Consider the following 22,623-nt stretch of genomic DNA (forward strand, 5'->3'; position numbering starts at 1 on the left):
GGTTGTTTTATTCATTTTATATCGCTGAGCCAAAATAGTTCCCCCTCGGTTCGAAATAATCCACGTCAAGAGGCAGATATCAAAGATGAGATTGCGCTAGGTTTATACCCAAGTTACCTCAAGGTGCAGAGTTCAGAGGTGACTTGGGTATATTAGTAATATGTGCAAGAGGCTAGTCAGTGCTTTTTATCTCCGAGCCTTTTATCTCAGAGATGTTTGTATCAAAGCTATTCGTATCAAAGCTATTCGTATCAAAGCTATTTGTATCAAAGCTATTTGTATCAGAGCTATTTTCAACATCGCTTATGCCAAAGCTCAGCTTGCGATACTGTTGCCACAATTGCTTCTTTTTCGGCTCTTGCAGCAACCACCAGTGTATCCCTTCTATTGCTGCGGCTAACTTCCACAGAAGTTGAGCATTAACCTGCTCCCCATAGCGCCGTTTGAGTAAAGAAAACGCATGAGCTGCACCTATTTCTTGCAAGGTAGCAAGATCGATGACGCCCACTTTACTAAGCATGCGCTCGATACTGAATTGTAGGTTTATTAACTCTCGGATTCGCTTATCACGACCATTGGATTGCCACTTTTTCTGCTGAAAGGCGAACATCGCTGAATCGATAATTAACTGTGGCAGCGCCTCAGCTTTGCAATCATACAGAGCCGTGACGTCAAAATAGTCGACGCTTGCGATCGTGCGCTTTTTGACCTGTCGATACTGCTTGCAGCCCAATAGATTCATAGCACAACTTAAATCCTTGCCGCCTCGCAGAATCAGAAGATTGTCGGCAACAAGCGCGAACATAGCTCCTTTATGGAACAAGCCTAAGCCGCCAAACATTGAACGCGTGGTAAATTCAACGTACTGATTGATATAAAAATCATATCTTGAGTGCTTCATGCTGATGATCCTTATGTTTTCCCAACATAGAGAAACATTCACGACAGTAAACGTAAAAAGTAAGACGATTATTGGTTATGATTATTGATACGCAGCATATTGATTACCGCTTGGTAAGCAGTGTGTGAAATACACGCCAAACTGTCGAGTATGAAAATCGTTCCTTTGTTATCGCAATTGAAGCGATATCACTGTTGAATGTTAATAACGAGATCGTAATTGGTTAGGCTTTCGTCAACTGCTTTCCAAATCGGAACAAAAGTAAACGAATAGTCATCACACATAGCCAATTAGCTCGCTAAGGGACGCATTTTCAACAGTATTTGTTCCATTCATATAGCAATCGTGTCAACGTAACGGTACACTTACCGTATAATATTCATTGCTTAGTATCCTATGGACCATCTATCCTTTTACTGGTTACCCCATAATAAACAACGCTATCTAGAGAGCCTGTCATCCGAGTTTGCAGAGCAAGTACATCAGTCCATCGCAACAGGAAAGATATCGCTGCCACCTATTCCCGAGGTGGTGACTCAGATACAAGCTCTAAGTAATGATGAAGCCACAGCGATTGTTGATATTGCCGATACCCTGTTGGAAGACCCTAGTCTCGCCGCTATCGTGCTAAAAATAGCTAATTCCGTGGTTTTTAATCGCCGAAATGTCACCTGCCACGATTTACATACCGCGGTATCTCGCCTTGGGATTATTCGAGTACGTGACATTGTCACTGCCCAATCTATCGAGATGCTTAAGCATTCCGTAAACATCTCTGAAGATTGTAAAAAGGTTTTAATCAAGAGTGCGGCTATTTCAAAAGAACTGGCTGCGACGATGGTTCTTGTGACTCGAACCTTGCAGCAACAAAATGACTGTGACTACAGTTATTTGGAGCAAGGCAAGGCGCTATTAGTGGGGTTCTTAGCGGATATTGGTCTGTTCTGTTTGGTGAACGAATATCATCTATACCTCGAAAACGGCAACTATATTGCGCCAGAGTTGGCACTAGAAATATTCCAATCTCAGTGCTCAACGACGAGTAAAAAAGTACTCACGACTTGGCGCTTCGACCATGATTTCATCGAAGTGGCCTGCAACCAACGCTTATCGGAAACACGTCCCGAAGTCTCCTATCTCGATATTGCGCGAATCGCCCACTACATCTTGCTGTTTAGAAAACAAGACCAACAAGCGTTAGAGCAGCATGAAGTTGAAATAAATGTCGATGGTGCGCAAGTCATGTATCAACTTACTTCGATGGATGATGATGAATTCCAACTGCAACTCAAAGAGATTCTTCGCTCGTCGGGTATGTAACCGACTCTGATCCCCCCCTTTTACCCGCTGTTAAAATCATCAACTCTCGCCACGGATAGGCTTGAGTTTATATGAGAAAACTTTCACAATGAGCCCCTCAAATTACTTTCCAAGGATTGCCCTAAGATGTTTACAGGGATGTTATTTATCTTTACGCCGTTAATTATTGGCTACTTATTCGCGATTTCTAACAAATCACTATTAGACAAAATCAATCAAGCGACGTCTTACCTGATCTTTGTGATTCTGTTTTTGATGGGGTTAAGTTTAGCGGCTCTGGATAATTTTGGTGCGAATGTTAAAACCATACTCACCATGACGGCGACTTTCTTTATCTGCATTGGTGTCGCGAATCTGCTCGCGCTTCCGCTGATTGATAAAGTCTTCCCGCTGCACACCGAAAGTCATACCAAGCGACTGCCTCTTTCTGCGATGGCACTTGAATCCGTTAAACTAGTATTGGTTGTTGGTCTTGGCTTATTTCTGGGTTTAGTGTTGCCCATCGGACTGGAATGGGTGGATACCGCAAGCGAATGGATTCTGCTTATCTTGCTATTTTTTATTGGCATCTCGCTCCGTAACAGTGGTTTAACCTTGAAGCAAATCTTGGTCAATAAACAAGGAATGGCCATCGCAACTATCATTGTTGTCAGTTCTTTAGCCGGTGGTGCCTTAGCGGCAGTGTTGCTTGATATTCACATCTATCAAGGACTTGCTATGGCCTCTGGTTTTGGCTGGTATTCTTTGGCAGGGATTTTAATGGGCGATGCATTTGGTCCCGTATTTGGCGGCGCTTCCTTTATGATTGAACTACTGCGTGAATTAGTCGCCTTGATACTCATTCCCATGCTGATTGGACGTAAGCCCTGCACCGCAATCGGCTATGCTGGTGCAACTGCGATGGACTTTACGCTACCAGTGATTCAAAACACTGGAGGGGTGCGTTGTGTACCTGTCGCGATCGTAAGCGGGTTTATCCTCAGTCTGTTAGTCCCAGTGCTAATGCTGTTCTTTGTGTCCTTTGCAGGCTAGATCATAGACTTTGCTTAGCTGAACGCTATAATTTTTAGCCTCAATGAGAATAACAATCTGCCGAAACCGATCGTTTTTTCACCATCCGTTTCGGCGCTATAAAAAAGAAGCTTAAAAGGAAGTAAAAATGAAAAAGTGGATACTTGCTAGTCTACTCAGCAGTGCTGCATTGACGGCATCGGCACAAGACACTCAGTGCCTAGAACAAAAATACGACGCTTACGTTGACGCTTCTATCGTTTGGTATCAAGACTTAACGCAGATGATCACTCAGCAGCAGCCTCAACTTCAATCTGTGAGCGATTGGTTTCTCAATGGTCGCAAAAACCACTTTGAATTCAACCGTCAAGCGGTTCACTACTTTCTTAAAAATAGCCCAGAAAAAGTCGCCACCGACTCCGGCATCGAATCCTGGCTTCGTCTTGACCAAGCGCAAATAAAACAGCTCTCACAACGAAACGATTTGCTTGGCAAAGCCGCCGCACTAACTTACAGCGATCGTCAGTCCCAACCACACCAAGACAATTACCAACTGCGTTCTGCACTTGCCGATCTTCTTAGTCACCCTCAGCAGATCGATACCGCGCTAACTCGTTACAACACGAGTATTGCTGATATCGAAGCCACTCAATGTCCTTAACCTTTACGTGATAACAGGCAGATGAATCGTTGACAGGCTGAAGCCACAGCAAGCTCTGCCTGTCATTGCTTATACCAACGACCATTATGTATAACGACCATTGCATATAACGGCGCACACTTCTCTCACGAACTGTTGCTCTAGTAAGCGGTCAAGGTAAAAATCATGATCTTCACTCAAATTTTGAGAGACATTCTGTGACATTTAGTTTAGATTGACTCGCTTGCAATTATGGAACAAAAGTCATTAACGATAAGGGGTATCTGAGCAATAATATGGTATCTGAGCAAAAAATAGCTGACGTCAGCTTTGAAAGCCTGCTGCGTATATTCACGATTCCAGAAGGCCCAGACTCTACACTCACTCAAATTGAAGCAAGCTTATCGCAGAACCTTAACCAGTTTTTGCGAGAGCATATCGTCGCAGAAGAAAAACCGCTGCACGAAATAGAAAAAGACTTCTCTTCCGCTTTGATTCCTGAACAACCCGCTTTTGTTTCCGAGCATACCGAACATTTATTGGACACCTTGGTCGCCCACTCCGTCCATACCTCGTCACCGAGTTTTATCGGTCACATGACATCGGCGCTGCCCTACTTTTTGATGCCGCTATCAAAAATCATGATTGCGCTCAATCAAAACTTGGTGAAGATCGAAACCTCGAAAGCGTTTACTCCCCTTGAGCGCCAAGTATTAGGCATGCTTCACAAGCTTATTTACCAGCAAGAAGATGACTTCTATGGAAAATGGATGCATAGCGCTAACCATTCCCTTGGTGCGTTTTGCTCGGGTGGCACCATTGCCAATATCACGGCGCTTTGGGTAGCCCGTAATAACGCACTAGCCGCCGATGGCGACTTTGCAGGTGTCGAAAAAGAAGGGCTGTTTCGCGCCATGAAGCATTATGGCTACGAAGGTTTGGCGATTTTAGTGTCTGAGCGCGGACACTACTCACTTAAAAAAGCGGCAGATGTTTTGGGGGTTGGTCAACAAGGTTTAGTCGCGGTTAAAACCGATGAAAATAACCGAATTTGCCCTATCGACCTACAGGCAAAATTTCGTCAACTAAAGGCACAAAACATCAAACCGTTTGCGGTGATCGGTGTTGCTGGTACAACAGAGACGGGCAACATTGACCCACTGGCAGAAATAGCCGCAATTTGCCAACAAGAAGCGTGTCATTTCCATGTGGATGCAGCATGGGGCGGCGCAACTTTAATGTCGAATACATATCGTCCTTTATTGGACGGTATCGAACTCGCGGACTCCGTCACCATTGATGCCCATAAACAGCTATACATTCCGATGGGCGCTGGCATGGTGCTATTCAAAGATCCCAATGCCATGGAAAGTATCGAGCACCATGCTCAATATATTCTGCGTAAAGGCTCGAAAGATCTCGGAAGCCACACTCTGGAAGGCTCGCGTTCGGGAATGGCAATGCTAGTGTATGCGGCGATGCATATCATTAGCCGCCCGGGTTATGAGTTGTTGATCAACCAAAGTATCGAAAAAGCGCGTTATTTTGCAGCCCTCATCAAAGCACAGGATGACTTTGAACTTATCTCAGAGCCTGAGCTCTGTTTGCTCACTTATCGTTATGTTCCAAAAACCATTCAACAAGCACTCGTGATTGCAAACGAGACTCAACGTAGTCAAATCCATGGACTACTCAATGAACTCACCAAGATCATTCAGAAGAAACAACGTGAAGCGGGCTTGTCCTTTGTATCGCGTACACAGCTCAATCCACGTCAATGGTCTGGGTTAGATACTATCGTGTTCCGCGTTGTGTTAGCTAATCCACTCACAACAAAAGATGTCCTGCAAAATGTATTGAAAGAGCAACGCGAGGTCGCAAAGCGAGTTCCTAACTTAATGTCTCGATTGGAGCAATTGGCGGAAGATGTTTCTCGTGGCCAAGGTCATTAACTGACGTTCAAAGTGTGCCGTCATCATCAACCCTGACTCGACACTTTACACGTGACCTTAAACTGAAATTTTCTTACTCTTTTGTTGTTTCAGATGTCGTAACTTTGACTAAATATTGGTCTAATTTCGATAATTTGTTTTTTTCTTCCAAAATTTTGTTTGATGGTGGTCATGTTATGGTGAATTGTTACGCACTTTTATTACTGCTAAACAAGTCGTTAGTTTATACTGGTTTTATTGGAGTTGATGCTCCCCAAGTGCAGAACTAGAACTAACCTTTGGCTGTAAACTTTTATTTATCCGCTTGTTAAGTTCACGCAAACGCTTAATAGACAACGTGCTCAATAAACTTATGCTCTGAATAAACTAATGCTCTGAATAAACAATACACTAAATAAACAATGCTCTGAATCAACCAAGCACTGATTAAACACAAGTCACCGGGTCTTTGTCGTTAATCTTAAACTACCGTACTGAGTCTCAACGTAGCACTGGCACGTTGCCATTTTATTTTTTGGGTCTTCGCATCAACAAGATGTTCCCTTTACTTTGTGAACACTATGAATACATTAGAAAAAGTTCAAAAAAACTTAGAAAATTTTAGTAAATCCGAACGTAAAGTTGCGGAAGTGATCATGGCGTCGCCTCAGACTGCTATCCACTCTAGTATTGCGACCCTGGCAAAAATGGCTGACGTAAGTGAACCGACAGTAAACCGTTTTTGTCGTCGCCTGGATACCAAGGGTTTCCCTGACTTTAAACTTCATCTTGCTCAAAGCCTAGCCAATGGTACACCTTATGTGAACCGTAACGTCGAAGAAGATGACGGTCCAGATGCTTACACGCATAAGATCTTTGAATCAACCATGGCTTGCCTTGATGTGGCGAAAAACAGTCTTGATGCCATGCAAGTGAACCGCGCTGTTGATTTACTTACACAGGCTAAACGCATTTCTTTCTTTGGATTGGGGGCTTCTTCTTCGGTAGCAAGAGATGCTCAGAACAAATTTATTCGCTTCAACATTCCGATTTCTTGCTTTGAAGATGTTGTTATGCAGCGCATGAGTTGTATCAATTGTTCAGACAATGATGTGATTGTTCTTATCTCCCATACTGGTCGAACAAAAAGTCAGGTCGAGATCGCGCACCTCGCAAGAGAAAATGGCGCGACTGTCATTGCGATTACCGCCAAAGACTCTCCATTGGATAAGGCAAGTTCTTTGTCTATTACCGTTGACGTGCCGGAAGATACCGACGTCTATATGCCAATGGCAAGTCGTGTTGTACAGATGACCATTATTGATGTACTGGCGACGGGCTTTACCTTGCGCCGTGGCACTGGTTTTCGCGACAACCTGAAACGGGTTAAAGAGGCGTTAAAAGAGTCTCGCTACACTAAGCTTGATAACAGCTTAACGAACTTTTGATGACAGCAAACAAAAGTGATTCGAATAACCAAGTCATTTGATTAAAACAAAAAGGCCTTAATGGCCTTTTTGTTTTAATGTGTTTTGATGGATTCGGTTCACTATCAATTCATTTCCAGCGGATTGTTGTACACTTCAACGTTACCATCCGTTTGCTCTTCACCGTGTTCACTGCAATGACACTGGCACACTTGGTTGAGAATGTAGATCAGACGCTCCTCAGTTAACGGCAATGGATTCCCTTTGATTGCCACCGATTTCATCGCATCGACAGCCACTTGTTGGAACGGCGTATGACAGACACCAAACTCCGATAACTCCGGAAGTTCTAAACGAACCAATATCGTTTCCAGCCACTCCACGCCTTGTTCAATATGCGCCTCATCATCTTCCAATAAAAGCCTTGCAAGGGTTCGATAACGGTTCAGTACATCACTACGCCCCGCACGTTTAGCGGCTTTGATGTTTTCTCGCATCACATGAGGCGCTAACCGCGCTGCAATCACACTGTGCGGCGCCGTGATCTTACCGCCCAGCGCGGATGCCAAACCACATGCTGCACCTAATTTAGCGTTTGTACTCGCCATACCGCCTAACATGGCAGCAAAAGCAAGATCGGCTCTCGCCTTTGGATTGTCTTGACGGCACCCCGAAATCACCGAACGGGCTATCTTTCGCATCCCCTCTTCGCATATCATATCGGTCAGAGGGTTCGGCTCTCCACAAACATACGCTTCCATAAGATGTACAAACGCTTCCATCGCACCACGTCCAGAGATGTAGGCATTGGTTTCGTATGTGAGAACTGGATCAATAATAGCGACATCAGGCAGCAAATCGGCACTTCTTAGGCTCACTTTCAATTTATCTTGCCCCGATTTTAATACCGCATTTTTTGTCACTTCTGCGCCTGTGCTCGCCGTTGTGGGGATCGCGATCATGGGTAAGCACTTCGCTTTGAGCGGCACATTTCGCCCTACCACTTCTACATAGTCATACACATCACCTTGGTTGGGAATAATCGCCGATAACGCCTTACCCATGTCAATGACGCTTCCGCCACCCATCGCGACAATCAAGTCAGGTTTAAAGCGACGCCCCATAATCGCGGTTTCTTCCACCATTGTGATATTAGGCTCTCCGTGAATGGCAACATGCTGATAGCGAATATTCTGCTGACTAAGATATTGGAGTACCGGTTCCGGACGCGTTCTATTTTTGCCTGTCACTAACAGTACGCTGTAACCAAATTGATTGATGATTGAAAGTGAGGAGTGCAGCGCGCCCTCTCCAAAAATAATGCGACTGGAAGTCATAAATTGAAACATAGCAATCTCCTTGAGATAAACCATTCCCCGGTTAGGTTCAGAAACCATACGATAACAACTCACACTTTGTTCACTTTGCTGCTGATTGTCTGTTTGGTCGGGGGAAGCAAAAACAGACGGAAAAAACAGACGGCACAAACATATTGGATAGCAAACGCTACTTAGCATGAAACAGATACACAGCCGGAAAATTGACCTTTATTAAACAAACCACGGTTTATCACTGACTTCACGTTATAACTTTGTTGCAGCTCACATCGTGCGCGTCACTTGCGCATAGTGTCACACTTGTACAACTTATAGGCTGATAGTTTTTATCTATTAAATTAACAGCCAATTCACACTTTATTTTCATGACGTCTTGAGGCATAGTGATATACCCAAGTTACCTCAAGATGCAGAGTTCAGAGGTCCTAGATGACTTTATATCAAGGAAAAGATGTGAAGGAATGGTGAATCCTTTCAAGCATATTTGACGCCGAGATAAAGTCATCTAGGACCTCCCTTCGGGCGAGTTTGCTTGGCTCGTGGCCGGCGTTAACGACTCTTTATTTAGAACCACTAAATCTTCGAGTCGTTGCCTTGTCCACAAACCAAGCAAATCTCGCTGAACCTCGCATCTTGAGGTAACTTGGGTATAACAATAAAACTAAACATTCAAGCGGCATTTTGTTGTCGATTGACACCAACCCCTCCAAGGAGAGAAAGTCATGTTCGTCGTTATTTTTGGTCGTCCTGCTTGCCCATTCTGTGTTCGTGCAAAAGAGCACGCAGAAACACTGAAAGCCAAACGAGACGATTTCAACTACCGCTACGTTGATATCCAAGCTGAAGGCATCAGCAAAGCTGACCTAGAAAAAACCGTTGGTAAGCCAGTTGAAACCGTGCCACAGATCTTTATCGATCAAGACCATATCGGCGGCTGCACAGAGTTTGAAGCGTACGCTAAAGAACACCTAGGTCTTTTTGACGAGTAAGGTATTCCTTGTTGCAGTATAGTCCAAGCACTATACCTCGTATTGAAAACCAGCTAAGTGAAGCTGGTTTTTTTACGTTTTGAGACAGTGAAATATCGTCAAGTAACCCCGCTGATGAACTCTATTAAACGGTCATTTTTTAATGGTCAAAAGAAGATCGTCATTTAAGTAAAATAACACTTATCTTTTTACTAATATCTATTACAATCAATCACGTTGAGCTCGCGTTTAAGCTCACTTATTTTCATTTTTAACGACCGGGTCTGTGACCCAATCTTCTTTGCACACTTTTGAGCCGTCGACGTGAATATAGACGTAGTACACTTACTTGATGAAAACCCTATCTTATTGATATTTGTTGTATTAGCGATAGGTCTTGCCTTTGGAAAAATCCGTTTTGGTAGTCTGCAACTGGGGAACTCTATCGGGGTTCTGATTACCGCGTTGTTTATGGGGCACCTAGGATTTAGTTTTAACGCTGAAGCACTCACCATTGGCTTCATGTTATTTATTTACTGCGTCGGTATAGAAGCCGGTCCCAACTTTTTCGGTATCTTTTTCCGAGATGGGAAACACTACCTAATCCTAAGTCTGGTTGTCCTCATCACGGCTTTAACCGTTACCTACGTCGCCAACCATTATTTGACCTTAGACTACGGCTTATCTGCTGGCGTCATGGCCGGATCTTTGACCGCAACTCCGGTGTTGGTTGGTGCACAAGACGCTCTTAACTCTGGGTTAGCCTCGGCTCCGAGAGGGATGGATTTCTCTCTCGTGGTTGAAAATCTGTCTGTGGGTTATGCGATGGCTTATCTGGTTGGATTGATCAGCATGGTGGCGCTAGCCAAGCTATTACCAAAACTACAGAAACAAAACCTCCACGATTCCGCACAGCAAATTGCACAAGAACGCGGACTAAGTGGTTCAGGACAGCGCAAAGTTTATCTACCGATTATCCGCGCCTATCGAGTTGGACAAGAGTTGATTGACTGGACCGATGGTAAGAATCTGCGTGAGCTTGGTATTTACCGCCAAACGGGCTGTTACATCGAACGTATTCGTCGCAATGGTATACTTGCCCACCCAGATGGCGATGCCATTCTTCAAGAAGGCGACGAAATCGCGTTGGTGGGCTTCCCTGATAGCCATGCACGATTAGATCCGAGCTTCAGAAACGGTAAAGAGGTCTTTGACCGAAATCTTCTCGACTTAAGAATTGTCGAAGAAGAAATTGTGGTCAAGAACGACAATATCGCAGGAAAAAGTCTATCGAGCCTTAACCTATCGGAAGATGGCTGTTTCCTTAACCGCGTCATTCGTGCGCAAATTGAAATGCCGATGGACGCCAACGTGGTGCTCGCAAAAGGTGACATACTGCAAGTGAGTGGTGAGAAAAGCCGTGTGCATGGTATCGCGGAAAAGATCGGCTTTATCTCTATTCACAGTCAAATGGCCGACCTACTCGCTTTCTGCAGCTTCTTTATTCTTGGCATCATGTTTGGCTTAATTACCATGACGTTTGGTCAAGTGTCATTTGGTCTGGGCAATGCCGTCGGTTTACTGCTTTCTGGGATCACGTTGGGCTTCTTGCGAGCTAACCACCCTACTTTCGGTTACGTTCCACAAGGGGCGTTAAATATGGTGAAAGATCTCGGGCTGATGGTGTTTATGACCGGGATTGGACTCAGCGCGGGAAGCAAGATGTTTGAGTATCTGACTCAGGTCGGTGCACAGGTCATTATTATTGCCTTTATCATCAGTGTACTGCCGGTGGTGTTTGCTTACCTAGTTGGCGCATATGTGCTTAAAATGAACCGCGCCTTGCTGCTCGGTGCTATCGTCGGCGCTCGAACTTGTGCACCTGCGATGGATGTTGTCAATGAACACGCCCGCTCGACGATTCCGGCGCTCGGTTATGCCGGGACTTACGCTATTGCTAATATCTTGATGACACTGGCTGGAACGGTGGTGATGATTATCTCCTGATCATGCCGTCATCAATACAACAGGTAAAATAAAAAAGACCAACGGGGAAACGTTCCCATTGGTCTTTTTCTATGTTTGCAATTCGATGTTTGCAATCTCAATCAGTCTTTTTCAATAACTCGCTGGGATTACAGGTTAACCACATCAAAGTCGACAAGTGTCGAGACGTCCGCCTCGTAGTCAACACCTTCGATGCCAAAACCAAACAGTTTCAAGAACTCTTCTTTGTATTCAACATAGTCTGTCAGTTCTTTTAGGTTCTCAGTGGTGATTTGCGGCCATAACTTAGCGCAGTGAGCCTGAATATCTTCACGCAATTCCCAATCATCTAAACGAAGACGGTTAGCTTCATCCACTTCTGGTGCAGAGCCGTCTTGTTTATAAAGACGTTGAGAGAACATACGGAAAATCTGCTCCATGCAGCCCTCATGAATTCCCTCTTCACGCATCTTCTTAAACACCATTGCGATATAAAGTGGCATCACTGGAATAGCGGAACTTGCTTGTGTTACCACAGACTTCAATACCGCCACATTCGCTGTACCGCCAATCTGAGCCAATTTTTGGTTCAGTTCAGTCGCTGCACGGTCAAGGTCCATCTTCGCTTTGCCAAGTGCGCCATTCCAATAAATCGGCCACGTCAACTCAGTACCAATGTAAGAATAAGCGACGGTTTTACAGCCCTCAGCCAGCACACCCGCTTCAGCAAGCGCATTGATCCACAGTTCCCAATCTTGACCGCCCATTACTGTAACAGTATCCGCAATCTCTTCGTCAGTCGCGGGCTCAACACTGGCTTCGATGATCTTATCAGAGTTAGTGTCTACCGCTGTTGACGTGTAAGTTTCACCGATAGGTTTTAGCGCCGAACGAACCAGTTCACCGGTTTCTGGCATCTTACGCACAGGAGAAGCCAGTGAATAAACAACCATATCAATTTGACCAAGATCTTCCTTAATCAACTCAATCGCTTTTTGTTTCGCTTCATGAGAAAACGCGTCGCCATTGATGCTTTTTGCATATAAACCATCTTGCTTAGCGATTTTATCGAAAGCGGCTGCGTTGTAGTAACCCGCTGTACCCGGTTTACGCTCAGTCGCCGGCTTTTCGAAGAAGACACCGATCGTTGCTGCATCACCGCCATAAGCCGCAGCGATACGAGAAGACAAGCCATAGCCACTTGAAGAGCCAACAACGAGTACACGCTTTGGTGCATTAGCGACCGGACCTTGAGCTTTAGTATAAGCAATCTGTTCCTTCACATTTGCTTCACAGCCAACTGGATGCGTTGTGGTACAAATAAATCCACGAATTCTTGGTTTGATGATCATATTCAGTTCCTCAAAATATCCCCTGTAGGATAAGAGTTTCCGCGCTAAATCGCATCTAATTTCTGTCAATATGCGCCAATTTTGTCAGTGGTTGGAGGACTTTAGCTGCACTTTACGTCATTTTAGTCACTGAATATGAAAAGTCGGTGGCAAATTCGAATAAATTGCCACCGACTTTAGCTGAGAGAAAGCAATTAGCCTGTTAATTTAGGCGCTATGCCACACTATTCAGTTGAGGTTTGGTTGTTGAATGAGTCGTACGCACTTCAGAGAAGTCATGGCTAAAGTGGTCAACTTGAATAGCATGATAGCGTAAGCGTTCTGCGGCAGTGACCTGAGCCACCTCTTGCTCCGTTAACACTTGTTGCTCCAGTGCTTGTTGCAATTTTTCGGTTAACGACGCTTTTCTATCTATCTTCTGTTCTTTGATCGCAGCAAACAGTTTTTTCTCTAATGGTGCAACATCAACCATGGCGACAAACGCATTTTCCATGATAGCCACTTTGTCGTCTTCTTTATCGCCGATATAACACAGGTGAGTTAAACGATCGCGTTGTACTCCAGGCGTCATTAGTTTCTTAGCAAGCTTGAGCGTAAGTTGATCCGAAGGTGCTTTAAAGCGATTACCTAAGGGGAACATTAAGCCAGATAAACTGTTACCAGCGATCCGATTAGGCAAGTTACGATACGCCTCATTCATTGACTTCGCGGCATGATATAAGCAATGAGTCACGGCATAATTAACAAAATCAAGATCGCTTTCATGTCGACCATCATCTTCATACTTTTTCAGTGCCGCTGACGCCATATACAAATACGCTAAACCGTCACCTAAACGCGCTGAGATCATCTCTTTTCGTTTAAGGTCGCCGCCCAGCGTCAACATAGCGACATCACTACTGACTGCAAGTACTTTGCTTAATCGCTTAATGTCTTGATAGTGCTGCTTTGTCGGACCACTCATTGGCACATTAAACAGACGAGAACCTGTTAAGGCGGCGATCAATGCCGAGAACGTGTTGCCAGAAGCATGACCAATATGCTTAAACAACAGCTGCTCAAAATCTTCGCTGCCTCTTTGCTCATCGGTATCCGCCGCCGCTTCCATCTCTTTAAGTACATAAGGATGACAACGCGTAGCACCTTGACCAAATATCATAAGATTGCGCGTTAGAATGTTTGCCCCTTCCACTGTAATCGCCACCGGAATACCCAGATAACTCGATGCCAGATAGTTCATTGGACCATCTTGGATTGCGCGACCAGCATGAATGTCCATCGAATCATTGAGCACCGTCCGTGCCATTTCTGTCATATGGTATTTGGCAATGGCAGTGACAATCCCCGGTTTTTCCCCCATATCGAGCGCCGTTGTCGTTAGCGTTCGCGTCGCTTCTAACAAATAGGTTAACCCACCAATGCGACCAAGCGCCTCGGATACCCCTTCAAATTTACCGATCGACATACCAAATTGCTTACGCACATAGGCATAAGCACCGGTGGTTCGCGTTGTGAGGTGTCCAATGGCTGTCCCGAGTGCTGGCAATGATATCCCCCGACCTGCGGATAAACACTCAACCAGCATACGCCAACCTTTACCCGCATAATCCGCACCGCCAATAATCCAATCCATCGGTATAAAGACATCTTGACCTCGGGTTGGACCATTCATAAACGCAAGGTGCATTGGGTCATGACGTTCACCGACTTCCACCCCTTGATGATGGGTTGGGATCAGCGCACAAGTGATACCCAAGGCATCTTTCTCTCCAATCAGATGCTCTGGATCGTACAATTTAAACGCCAAACCAAGCACGGTAGACACGGGAGCAAGCGTGATATAACGCTTGTTCCAGTTTAAGCGGATACCAAGCACCTCTTCGCCATTGTGTTGCCCATAACAAACCACACCGGTATCGGGAATCGCACCGGCATCGGAACCGGCTTCAGGTCCAGTCAAAGCGAAACATGGAATGTCGGTGCCGTCCGCTAAGCGTGGCAACCAGTAATCTTTTTGCTGTTCGGTTCCATAATGGCTCAGCAATTCACCGGGACCGAGTGAGTTTGGCACCATCACTGTCACGGCCGCACTGATACTGCGCGTCGCGATACGACTGACAATGGTCGAGTTAGCGAGCGCTGAAAACGCTCGTCCACCATACTCTTTCGCAATAATAAGAGAGAAAAAGCGCTCTTTACGCAGATACTCCCAAACTTCCTTGGGCAAGTCTCTATCTTGTTTGACGATTTGTTGGTCGTCGAGCATAGCCAGTAGGGTTTCCAGCTCGTTATCAATAAACGCCTGCTCTTCGGTCGACAGCGTGGGTTTATTGTATTGATGCAGGGTATTAAAGTTGGGATGACCAGAAAACAGTTCGCCGTCCCACCAGACACTGCCCGCTTCCATTGCTTCACGCTCGGTTTGCGACAATGGAGGAAGAACCTGTTTGAACAACTTAAACGCTGGATCACTAATCCACTTTTTTCTTAGAGAGCTCATGGTGTATGTCCTTTTGTTCCGGTTTTTATGGTTATATTTTTATGTAGGGTTATATTTTTTATAGGGTGTTAGTAGGGTTATCGATCTGCAGCAACACCGGCTGCGAGATAAGGTATTAATTGATCGATGATATCTTCGGCTTCAATCTGTTTGCTAAATGAACTCAGTGCAATCTCTGACAGAGCTTGGCTTGAAGCCATGGTAAAAACGCATGTTCCGAGAGTAAGGTGTAAGCGCCAGAATAGAATCTCAGGCTGTAGTTCGGGTTTTGCTTTAGTTACCGATGAGATAAACAAATCGAGAGCACTGGCGTAACGGTTGACAATAAACCAACGCAAATGCCCCTGAACATCGGTGTATCCTCGACCGACCAGTAGCATAAACTGCGCAGCACCATTCGGTTTATATTGGTTAAGAGACAGCAAGGGTGGCTTAAGGGCAGAAAATACGTGTTGCAAGTTGTAGTCTTGCTGTTGATTCAATTCTATCAGTGCCGACTCCACCGCGGGCATAAACACTTCCAGATAACGCTCTAGCACCGCTCGCACTAAGGTTTTTTTATCACCAAAGTGATAGTTGACGGCAGCCAGATTCACCGCCGCTTTTGAGGTAATCGTTCTCAGGGATGTCTCTTTAAAACCATGCTCCGCAAATAAGGTTTCAGCAACATCAAGGATCTTAAGCTTTGTTGAAGTTCTCTCTTGCATATCAATCAACCGTATCAAACACTCGTTTGAATATACATAGCCAACAAGTTAATAACAAGAATTTAACATCACATTTTCTGATTATTTTTAAACGCTGTTTTTCGAGCCATTTATGTTTCTGAAATATAAAGAAAACAACATTGACTAAAAAAAATTCATTTTTTGTTTGAACTTTGTTTGATCGAGCAAGTCTTAAAAGGTGTAGTCAAGATTACTTGGACACATTAAGTATTGAACTGATATTCCCTTTATCGATATGACTACCTTTATTAAAGCTGCTTTTTTCATATAACTCCTTTTTATACCGGCCCAAACTACAACTTAGTCTGGGCTTTTTTTTGTCGGCAGTTTTTGGATGTGTACGAAAGAGACATAAAAAAACACCGCCCCAGCAGAACTGGGGCGGTGTTTTTATTTGACCTGAGGAACTAGGTTACTCAATCAACTAAGTCGCTAATTAGTACTCCAACTTAGGCTCAGGTGCGGCTTCCTTTGGTAAAGACATGTGAAGCAGTGCATAACCAAGCAGCGCTGATGTGGTAGAGCCCATAAGGATACCCAGTCTTGCGTAGGTGTCGAACTCCGCACTCACACCAGTAAAGGCAAGAGACGCGATGAAGATAGACATAGTAAAGCCGATACCACATAGCACGGATACTGCGAAGATCTGCTTAAACGTCACACCCTCTGGTAGTTTCGCCACACCGAATTTCACAGCCGCCCAGCTAAAGGTGTAGATACCGAGTGGTTTACCAACCAATAGACCCATTGCAATACCTAGCGGCAGCATAGACGTTAGACCGTCTACCGAGACTCCCTCAAGTGAGATACCTGCGTTAGCAAAAGCGAAAATCGGTAGAATCGCAAAGGCAACGTATGGGTGGAGCATGTGTTCTAAGTGTTTAAGTGGAGAATGCTCACCAGGTTTGCCTTTCAATGGAATCGCAAAGCCCAGTACCACACCCGCTAGGGTTGCGTGAACACCGGAGGCTAATACACTCACCCAGAGAACGGCTCCCACAGCGAGATAGGCCGGTAGGCTAGTCACACGCTTAGTATTCATAAAGAACAGCAAAGCGGTCATCGCAAAGGCCAAGGCAAGCGCCCAAGTAGACAAGTCACTGCTGTAGAACAAGGCAATAATCACGATAACACCTAAGTCATCGATAATCGCAAGCGCAAGTAAGAATACTTTTAACGCAACAGGTACACGCTTACCAAGTAATGCCATGATACCGAGTGCGAATGCGATATCCGTTGCCGCTGGAATCGCCCAACCACTTAGCGCTTCTGCATCGCCCGCATTGAAAAGAACATAGATAAGTGCTGGTGCAAGCATACCGCCAACGGCTGCAATCGCAGGAAAGATTGCCGTTTCCTTTGACTTCAGTGCCCCCTCAAGTAGCTCACGTTTTACTTCAAGACCGATAAGGAAAAAGAAGATTGCCATCAGACCATCGTTAATCCAATGAGAAATCGACAGACCAAAAACGTAAGTATGAAGTACACCTTGGTATAATTCATTTAAAGGTGAGTTAGCGATAAACATGGCTATGGCGGCAGCGATGACAAGGATGATGCCCCCCGCAGACTCCATCTTAAAAAAGTTTCTAATGACGTCATTCATTGTTGTAAAGCCCTTAATATTTATTCACTTGTTTGAATGAAACAATTCTATATCTAGTTTTATTTCAAAAATAATCGATTCTACAGAGTTTCAATATCGGTTTTTCCGAATGATTCGCTTTAAAGGTTCGATATATTCAAAAGGTTTACTGCCCATAACAAAAAGTATAGTGCATAAGATTGCACAAACGGTAGCCAGCGAAAAAGGATTCTCACCACTGCACCGGATAGCAATGCCTGCTTACCTCTAATTACAGATAGAAACGTTACTAATGTAACTTAATTACAACAAAAACACCCAATGATATTCAAAGCATCATTTATAAACACAACGGCGTGCTGATTCAAGTAGATAAATGTTATGGACTCCTCACTCCACCAAACGGCAATTCGGCTTTGGTGGGGCGAGCAAATAGCGTGAGAACGCTAGAGTGATATCAGCGTATCACCATCACCCTTGGAACAGGCATTGTTGGCTGGATGCAAGTGCTAACAGCAGTGAGCAGTGAAAGTTTTGGGTTTTCTAGCGAAGAGCTAAAGACGAGTGTTATGGTTTTAACCGAGAATTTTGGCTTTAGATGAGAGTATTTGTATACCCAAATTACTTCAAGATGCGAGGTAACTTGGGTATACAAATACTCCCCACCAAATTAATAGCCTGACAACTGCATATAGCCGGTGGAGCGGTGTGTCCCTGTCGCATGAACGACACCCTGCCATTGAGGCACTACAAAGTTTACCCAGTTATCCTGTTTTCGCGAGTTAATCATGACGCTTAGATCCAAACTTGGGATCTGTAATTTCCAAGTGAGCGGCACACGTTTACCGGACTGCAAGACACTGTAGTTGAGGATATCAAACTGAATCTCCTCTTGCTCTACCGTCACCACGTGTCCAGACTTATCAATAACCGATGCCGTGGTATAAGGCTGCATATCGCTGTATCGAAAGCGACGTAGACGCAACGCTTTATCATCTGGCAACCAGAGTATCAAGTTATCTTGACCCACATAGCCTTTACCAAGGAGTTCACTGCTCCACTCTTTGCTCAGCCATGCATGACCTTCAACATTCAGCGTATTTCCTCTCTGTGCCAGTTTTAACGTTCCTTGCACGGAAGTGAATGGAGCTTCAAGTAAATATGACGCTCTTGGAACAAATTGATGCATTGGCTGATAGCCCTGTTCACCCGACTTGGCAAACTGTGCTTGCTGTGAAATATTCAGTTGCGCCGCAAACTGCTCGGTCTCAATCTTCAACGTACTAGGCATCGGAAAATCTGACATTGATTGCCACGACCACTCATCAACCCACACCTTAAAAGGCTTAGTATCCGTCCCAGCTTGACCGATACCACCGCGCGCAATGCGTTGATCCGTGAACATACCGAACTGACCCGTCAACACCGCATTTGAAATATAGATTTGCGGATCATTCCAACTTGAGCGATTCCCCTCATCTAAGGCGTAGCGAAAGAAGCGCCAGCGAAGCCAATATTGATTGCCAGCTTCATCGCTTAACTGGCTAATCACCTGCCACCACTCATGACGATATTCTGGATGCTGCTCAAAGTCTTCAGGCAAACTTAGCTCTTGGTTGGGTAGGACGGGCTCAAAAACGCGATTGTCGACCGTTCCAATCCATTGTTCCATACTGTTATTAGCAGTTTCTTGAGTGTGTGCAAACTCATCCGTTGTGCTCAACCAAATAAATGTAACGGATGCAACCAGTACCGATAAACATAAAAACAGCAGTTTTTGTACTCGATTCATTTACAACGCATCCCTCAAGGTCTTAATGGGTGAATTTCGTACCAGCTTCAATACTGGTAAAGCGCCTGCAACAATCAATGCCAATAACGACCAAAAGCACGTTGCCAAATAGCGCCAAGGTATAATTTGCAATTGCATACTCCAGCCAAATGCTTGCTTAATCACGATATCGACCGTTAACTGAGCTAACGCGACACCCAGTGGCATAGCAATAACGGCTGAAATCATTCCCAACACAAACAGCTGTAAACCACCAATCAGAATCAGTTCTTTACTTGAAATACCCAAACAGCGCAGTAACGAGGTATGTCTTTGTCGAGTGACCTCGCCAGCAACGGTCGAGAAGAATATGCCAAACACAGCAATCACTAAGGTAATATGACCTAGCGTGTCAGCAATCGCGAACGTACGATCAAAGGTTGTCATTGCCTGACTGTGAATAGAGGTGCTATCAAACACCCGCTCTGTGCCCAAATTGAAGATACCCTGCACTTGTCTTTCGATATATTCGGCATCGCTTTTTTCTCGAACCAGCGCTCCAAGTACCACATCACCCGACCCCGCCAAGTGACTCAGCCACTGTTTCTCTGACAACAACACCTGATGATAAGGATTGCCATAATCGTAATAAACGCCAGTGACCTGCCAGTTATCCCCTAACGGATCACCCAAGTCGACATAATCCCCTGGGCGCAGTTTTAATTTGATGGACATGGACTCACTGATCATCACTCCACGAGAATGATGCAAATGATACCAGTAATCAGGAATCGCAATTTTCACCGTGAGTGATTGCTGCTCCCCCAGTGAATCTCCGGTACTCACGACTTGCATCATCCCGCTGTCACTGGGTACTTCTTCTTCCCAACGCCACCAAACACGTTCAACTTCAGGCTGTACTTCAAGCCATTTATTGATTTGCGTCGCGCTATTGTTGTTAGGATAAATATAGACATCGGCGGCAAGACGTTGCGTTAACCAACTGTCGGTTGTATCTCTAAAACTGCCCACCATCGTCTCGACACCCATGTTCACCGCCATGGCCAACATGAAAGCCATATTCGCCACGCCACGATAACTCATACTGGCCGCAGCATCGGCAAAGAACCAACGCGCCTTAACCCAACGTAATGAATAAGAGAGCCCGACGAATATTTGCCAAATAATAAACGGCGTAATCAGCGCCACACTCAGCAGCATAAAGCCGATAATGGCATAACCCATATGCTGGGATTTAGGGGCTTGGTAGCAAGCAATAGCAGCAATCACACATAAGCACGCCACCCAAGCCTGCCACGCAAATTCTCGTCCAGTAAAGCGCATCAATGATAAACGCGATGACAGGCGCACAGGTTGCGTTCTGACTAGGCGTATCAGCGGCCAACCACATGACAGCAACGCACCAAAGAAAGCCAGACAGAAGCTATACAGGCTCCATTGCCAGCTCCAATCGATATGAACACCAATGTCTGCGTTGTAAAGATCACTTAAACTTTGCGATACCGCTGGCATTAATTGGTTGGCAAGCATTAACCCGAGGACATTTCCTCCCAGCCAACTCACCGCGACCAAAGTGACCAACTCAAGTACCAATGCTTGTCCCAGTTGCCAACCAGACACGCCAATCTGTCTCAATCGACCGACGAGCGGTTGCCTTTGTGCTAAAGACAAAGACATTGCTTGATAGAAAATAAACAGCCCGACCACAAATGACAACATACTCATCGCCGACAAATTGGTATGGAACGCGCGAGTCAGTGACTCCAACTCAGACTGCGAACTACGCGCTAACGTCATACCACTTGGAATGGTTTTTCTCAGTTGTTCCAATTTTTCTGGTGGCATATCGCCACATGCGATCACCGACAAGCCGGATGACGGATAGACACTGCGCACGACCGAAATATCGGTGATCAAGCGACTACCGCGAATACCGTCGGGTGAGTCAACTTCGATTGGACCAATTTGTTGACCAGACTCTAGGGTCAGCATATCGCCGTTTTGCCACCCTTTGCGAACTGCATAGTCGTGACTCACCAGTAGTGTCGAGGAATTAGAAATCAAAGCTTGAGAGGCAATATCACTCATAGTGACAGTGTCACGAAGCTGCATCAATGCGATAGGGTCAGCCCCCACTAAATTCAGCTCAAGCTTGTCTTTGGTGGTGACTTTTTGAATATCGAACGGCACACACTCTTTGAATCCCTGACGGCGCAGGTCAATATAGAAACCTTGGGGGATTTTAGAATCGTTCAGTTTTGGACGTATGCGATAAGGTACCGGATTCGCGAACAGCTTTTCACCGCTCGCATAAGCCTGCTTAGCATGATGATTGATCGCCGTAACACCAACAAGCAAAGATACCCCGAGCGTTAAGCCCAGCCATACCAATAAAATCTGCAGTGGATGACGTCGATAATGTCCCAGTAGAGCCTTAGCTACGGGCCACAACATGCAATTGTCCCCCCTGTAGGCGAATACAACCATCAAGATGGTTGGCAACCTTTTCACTGTGGGTGACCACCATTAAGGTGCACTCTAAACGTTTGCTTAAAGAGGTCAGCAGACGCATCACTGCCTCGGCATTACGCTCATCCAAGCTTCCGGTCGGCTCATCCGCTAATAGGATTTTAGGCTCCATATACAGGGCGCGCGCAATCGCTGCTCTTTGCTGTTGACCACCGGACAACTCTTCTGGGTAGCGACCCAATAGGCTCATTAAATCAAGTGCAGACAAGATTTGACGCCATAAGCCCCGATCTTCCGGTAAGCCTTTAAGCTGACGACAAAAGCGAATATTGTCGGCAATATTCAGGGTAGGTAATAAATTGAACTGCTGAAAAATGTGTCCAACATTGTCACGACGATAGGCGGTACGATGGCTCTCTTTAGCATCATGCATGGCAAAATTCGGATACCAAATTTCCCCGGAGTCTGCTTTATCAATACCCGCAAGCAAATTCAGTAATGTACTTTTACCTGAGCCACTTTCGCCCATCAATGCCAATTGTTCTCCGCGAGACAGCGTCAATTGCGCACCCTGTAATACCGGGTGGAACTCACTACCATCCATGTAGCCTTTGCAGAGGTTAGACAGCTTTAGCATGCAAAACTTATTTATTAACATTAAAATTGGGTTGAGAAT

General features: G+C 45.2%; 16 protein-coding genes. 7 read left to right on the top strand and 9 right to left on the bottom strand.

Translation table 11 applies throughout. From position 1 onward, the window contains the following. Window positions 1-172 precede the first annotated feature (172 nt). Entirely contained in the window at window positions 173-901 is a 729-nt protein-coding gene (locus L9Q39_RS07540) for a TfoX/Sxy family DNA transformation protein (protein WP_237484482.1), read from the bottom strand. A gap of 396 nt (window positions 902-1,297) precedes the next feature. On the opposite strand from L9Q39_RS07540, the gene L9Q39_RS07545 reads away from it, so the two are divergent. The 5 genes from L9Q39_RS07545 to L9Q39_RS07565 all read left to right on the top strand — a co-directional run bounded on the left by L9Q39_RS07545 (window position 1,298) and on the right by L9Q39_RS07565 (window position 7,251). Continuing rightward, complete coding sequence (locus L9Q39_RS07545) at window positions 1,298-2,221, top strand: HDOD domain-containing protein (RefSeq protein WP_237484483.1); 924 nt, start codon at window positions 1,298-1,300, stop codon at window positions 2,219-2,221. A 126-nt stretch (window positions 2,222-2,347) separates the two neighbouring features. Continuing rightward, a complete protein-coding gene (locus L9Q39_RS07550) occupies window positions 2,348-3,253 on the top strand; it encodes a LysO family transporter (protein WP_237484484.1) in 906 nt (301 codons plus the stop codon). A gap of 127 nt (window positions 3,254-3,380) precedes the next feature. Next, a complete protein-coding gene (locus L9Q39_RS07555; RefSeq protein WP_237484485.1) occupies window positions 3,381-3,893 on the top strand; it encodes a hypothetical protein in 513 nt (170 codons plus the stop codon). A 275-nt stretch (window positions 3,894-4,168) separates the two neighbouring features. Beyond that, entirely contained in the window at window positions 4,169-5,824 is a 1,656-nt protein-coding gene (panP, locus tag L9Q39_RS07560; RefSeq protein WP_237484486.1) for a pyridoxal-dependent aspartate 1-decarboxylase PanP, read from the top strand. A 560-nt stretch (window positions 5,825-6,384) separates the two neighbouring features. Next, window positions 6,385-7,251, top strand: coding sequence for a MurR/RpiR family transcriptional regulator (locus L9Q39_RS07565; protein ID WP_237484487.1), 867 nt, complete (start codon window positions 6,385-6,387; stop codon window positions 7,249-7,251). A 104-nt stretch (window positions 7,252-7,355) separates the two neighbouring features. Here L9Q39_RS07565 and L9Q39_RS07570 read toward each other — a convergent pair whose 3' ends face one another. Next, on the bottom strand, window positions 7,356-8,579 hold the full coding sequence (locus L9Q39_RS07570; protein ID WP_237484488.1) for an iron-containing alcohol dehydrogenase: 1,224 nt from the start codon (window positions 8,577-8,579) through the stop codon (window positions 7,356-7,358). 710 nt (window positions 8,580-9,289) lie between these two features. Between L9Q39_RS07570 and L9Q39_RS07575 the strand changes: the two genes are divergently transcribed. Together L9Q39_RS07575 and L9Q39_RS07580 are read left to right on the top strand one after the other, a co-directional pair. Continuing rightward, entirely contained in the window at window positions 9,290-9,556 is a 267-nt protein-coding gene (locus tag L9Q39_RS07575) for a GrxA family glutaredoxin (protein WP_005597645.1), read from the top strand. A gap of 303 nt (window positions 9,557-9,859) precedes the next feature. Beyond that, complete coding sequence (locus L9Q39_RS07580; protein ID WP_237484489.1) at window positions 9,860-11,542, top strand: aspartate:alanine antiporter; 1,683 nt, start codon at window positions 9,860-9,862, stop codon at window positions 11,540-11,542. Between the two features lie 128 nt (window positions 11,543-11,670). Here L9Q39_RS07580 and fabV read toward each other — a convergent pair whose 3' ends face one another. The 7 genes from fabV to L9Q39_RS07615 form a co-directional block, all read right to left on the bottom strand. Then, entirely contained in the window at window positions 11,671-12,873 is a 1,203-nt protein-coding gene (gene fabV, locus L9Q39_RS07585; RefSeq protein ID WP_237484490.1) for an enoyl-ACP reductase FabV, read from the bottom strand. 214 nt (window positions 12,874-13,087) lie between these two features. Further along, window positions 13,088-15,373 (bottom strand): acyl-CoA dehydrogenase, encoded by a 2,286-nt coding sequence (locus L9Q39_RS07590; protein WP_237484491.1) that lies wholly within the window; start codon window positions 15,371-15,373, stop codon window positions 13,088-13,090. A 77-nt stretch (window positions 15,374-15,450) separates the two neighbouring features. Continuing rightward, entirely contained in the window at window positions 15,451-16,080 is a 630-nt protein-coding gene (gene psrA / locus L9Q39_RS07595) for a TetR family transcriptional repressor PsrA (protein ID WP_237484492.1), read from the bottom strand. Between the two features lie 457 nt (window positions 16,081-16,537). Further along, window positions 16,538-17,707: a Na+/H+ antiporter NhaA gene (gene nhaA, locus L9Q39_RS07600; protein WP_237484493.1), complete on the bottom strand. Its 1,170-nt coding sequence runs from the start codon at window positions 17,705-17,707 to the stop codon at window positions 16,538-16,540. Window positions 17,708-18,356: 649 nt separating this feature from the next. Beyond that, window positions 18,357-19,478, bottom strand: a complete 1,122-nt coding sequence (locus L9Q39_RS07605; protein WP_237484494.1) for a lipocalin-like domain-containing protein — start codon at window positions 19,476-19,478, stop codon at window positions 18,357-18,359. Beyond that, the gene (locus L9Q39_RS07610) at window positions 19,479-21,932 is read right to left on the bottom strand and encodes an ABC transporter permease (RefSeq protein WP_237484495.1); all 2,454 of its coding nucleotides are present in this window, start codon (window positions 21,930-21,932) and stop codon (window positions 19,479-19,481) included. Next, a complete protein-coding gene (locus L9Q39_RS07615; protein WP_237484496.1) occupies window positions 21,913-22,584 on the bottom strand; it encodes an ABC transporter ATP-binding protein in 672 nt (223 codons plus the stop codon). Before L9Q39_RS07615 ends, L9Q39_RS07610 begins: the two co-directional genes overlap by 20 nt. Between the last annotated feature and the right edge of the window lie 39 nt (window positions 22,585-22,623).

The organism is Vibrio hippocampi (genome assembly GCF_921292975.1).
Classification (GTDB): Bacteria; Pseudomonadota; Gammaproteobacteria; order Enterobacterales; family Vibrionaceae; genus Vibrio; species Vibrio hippocampi.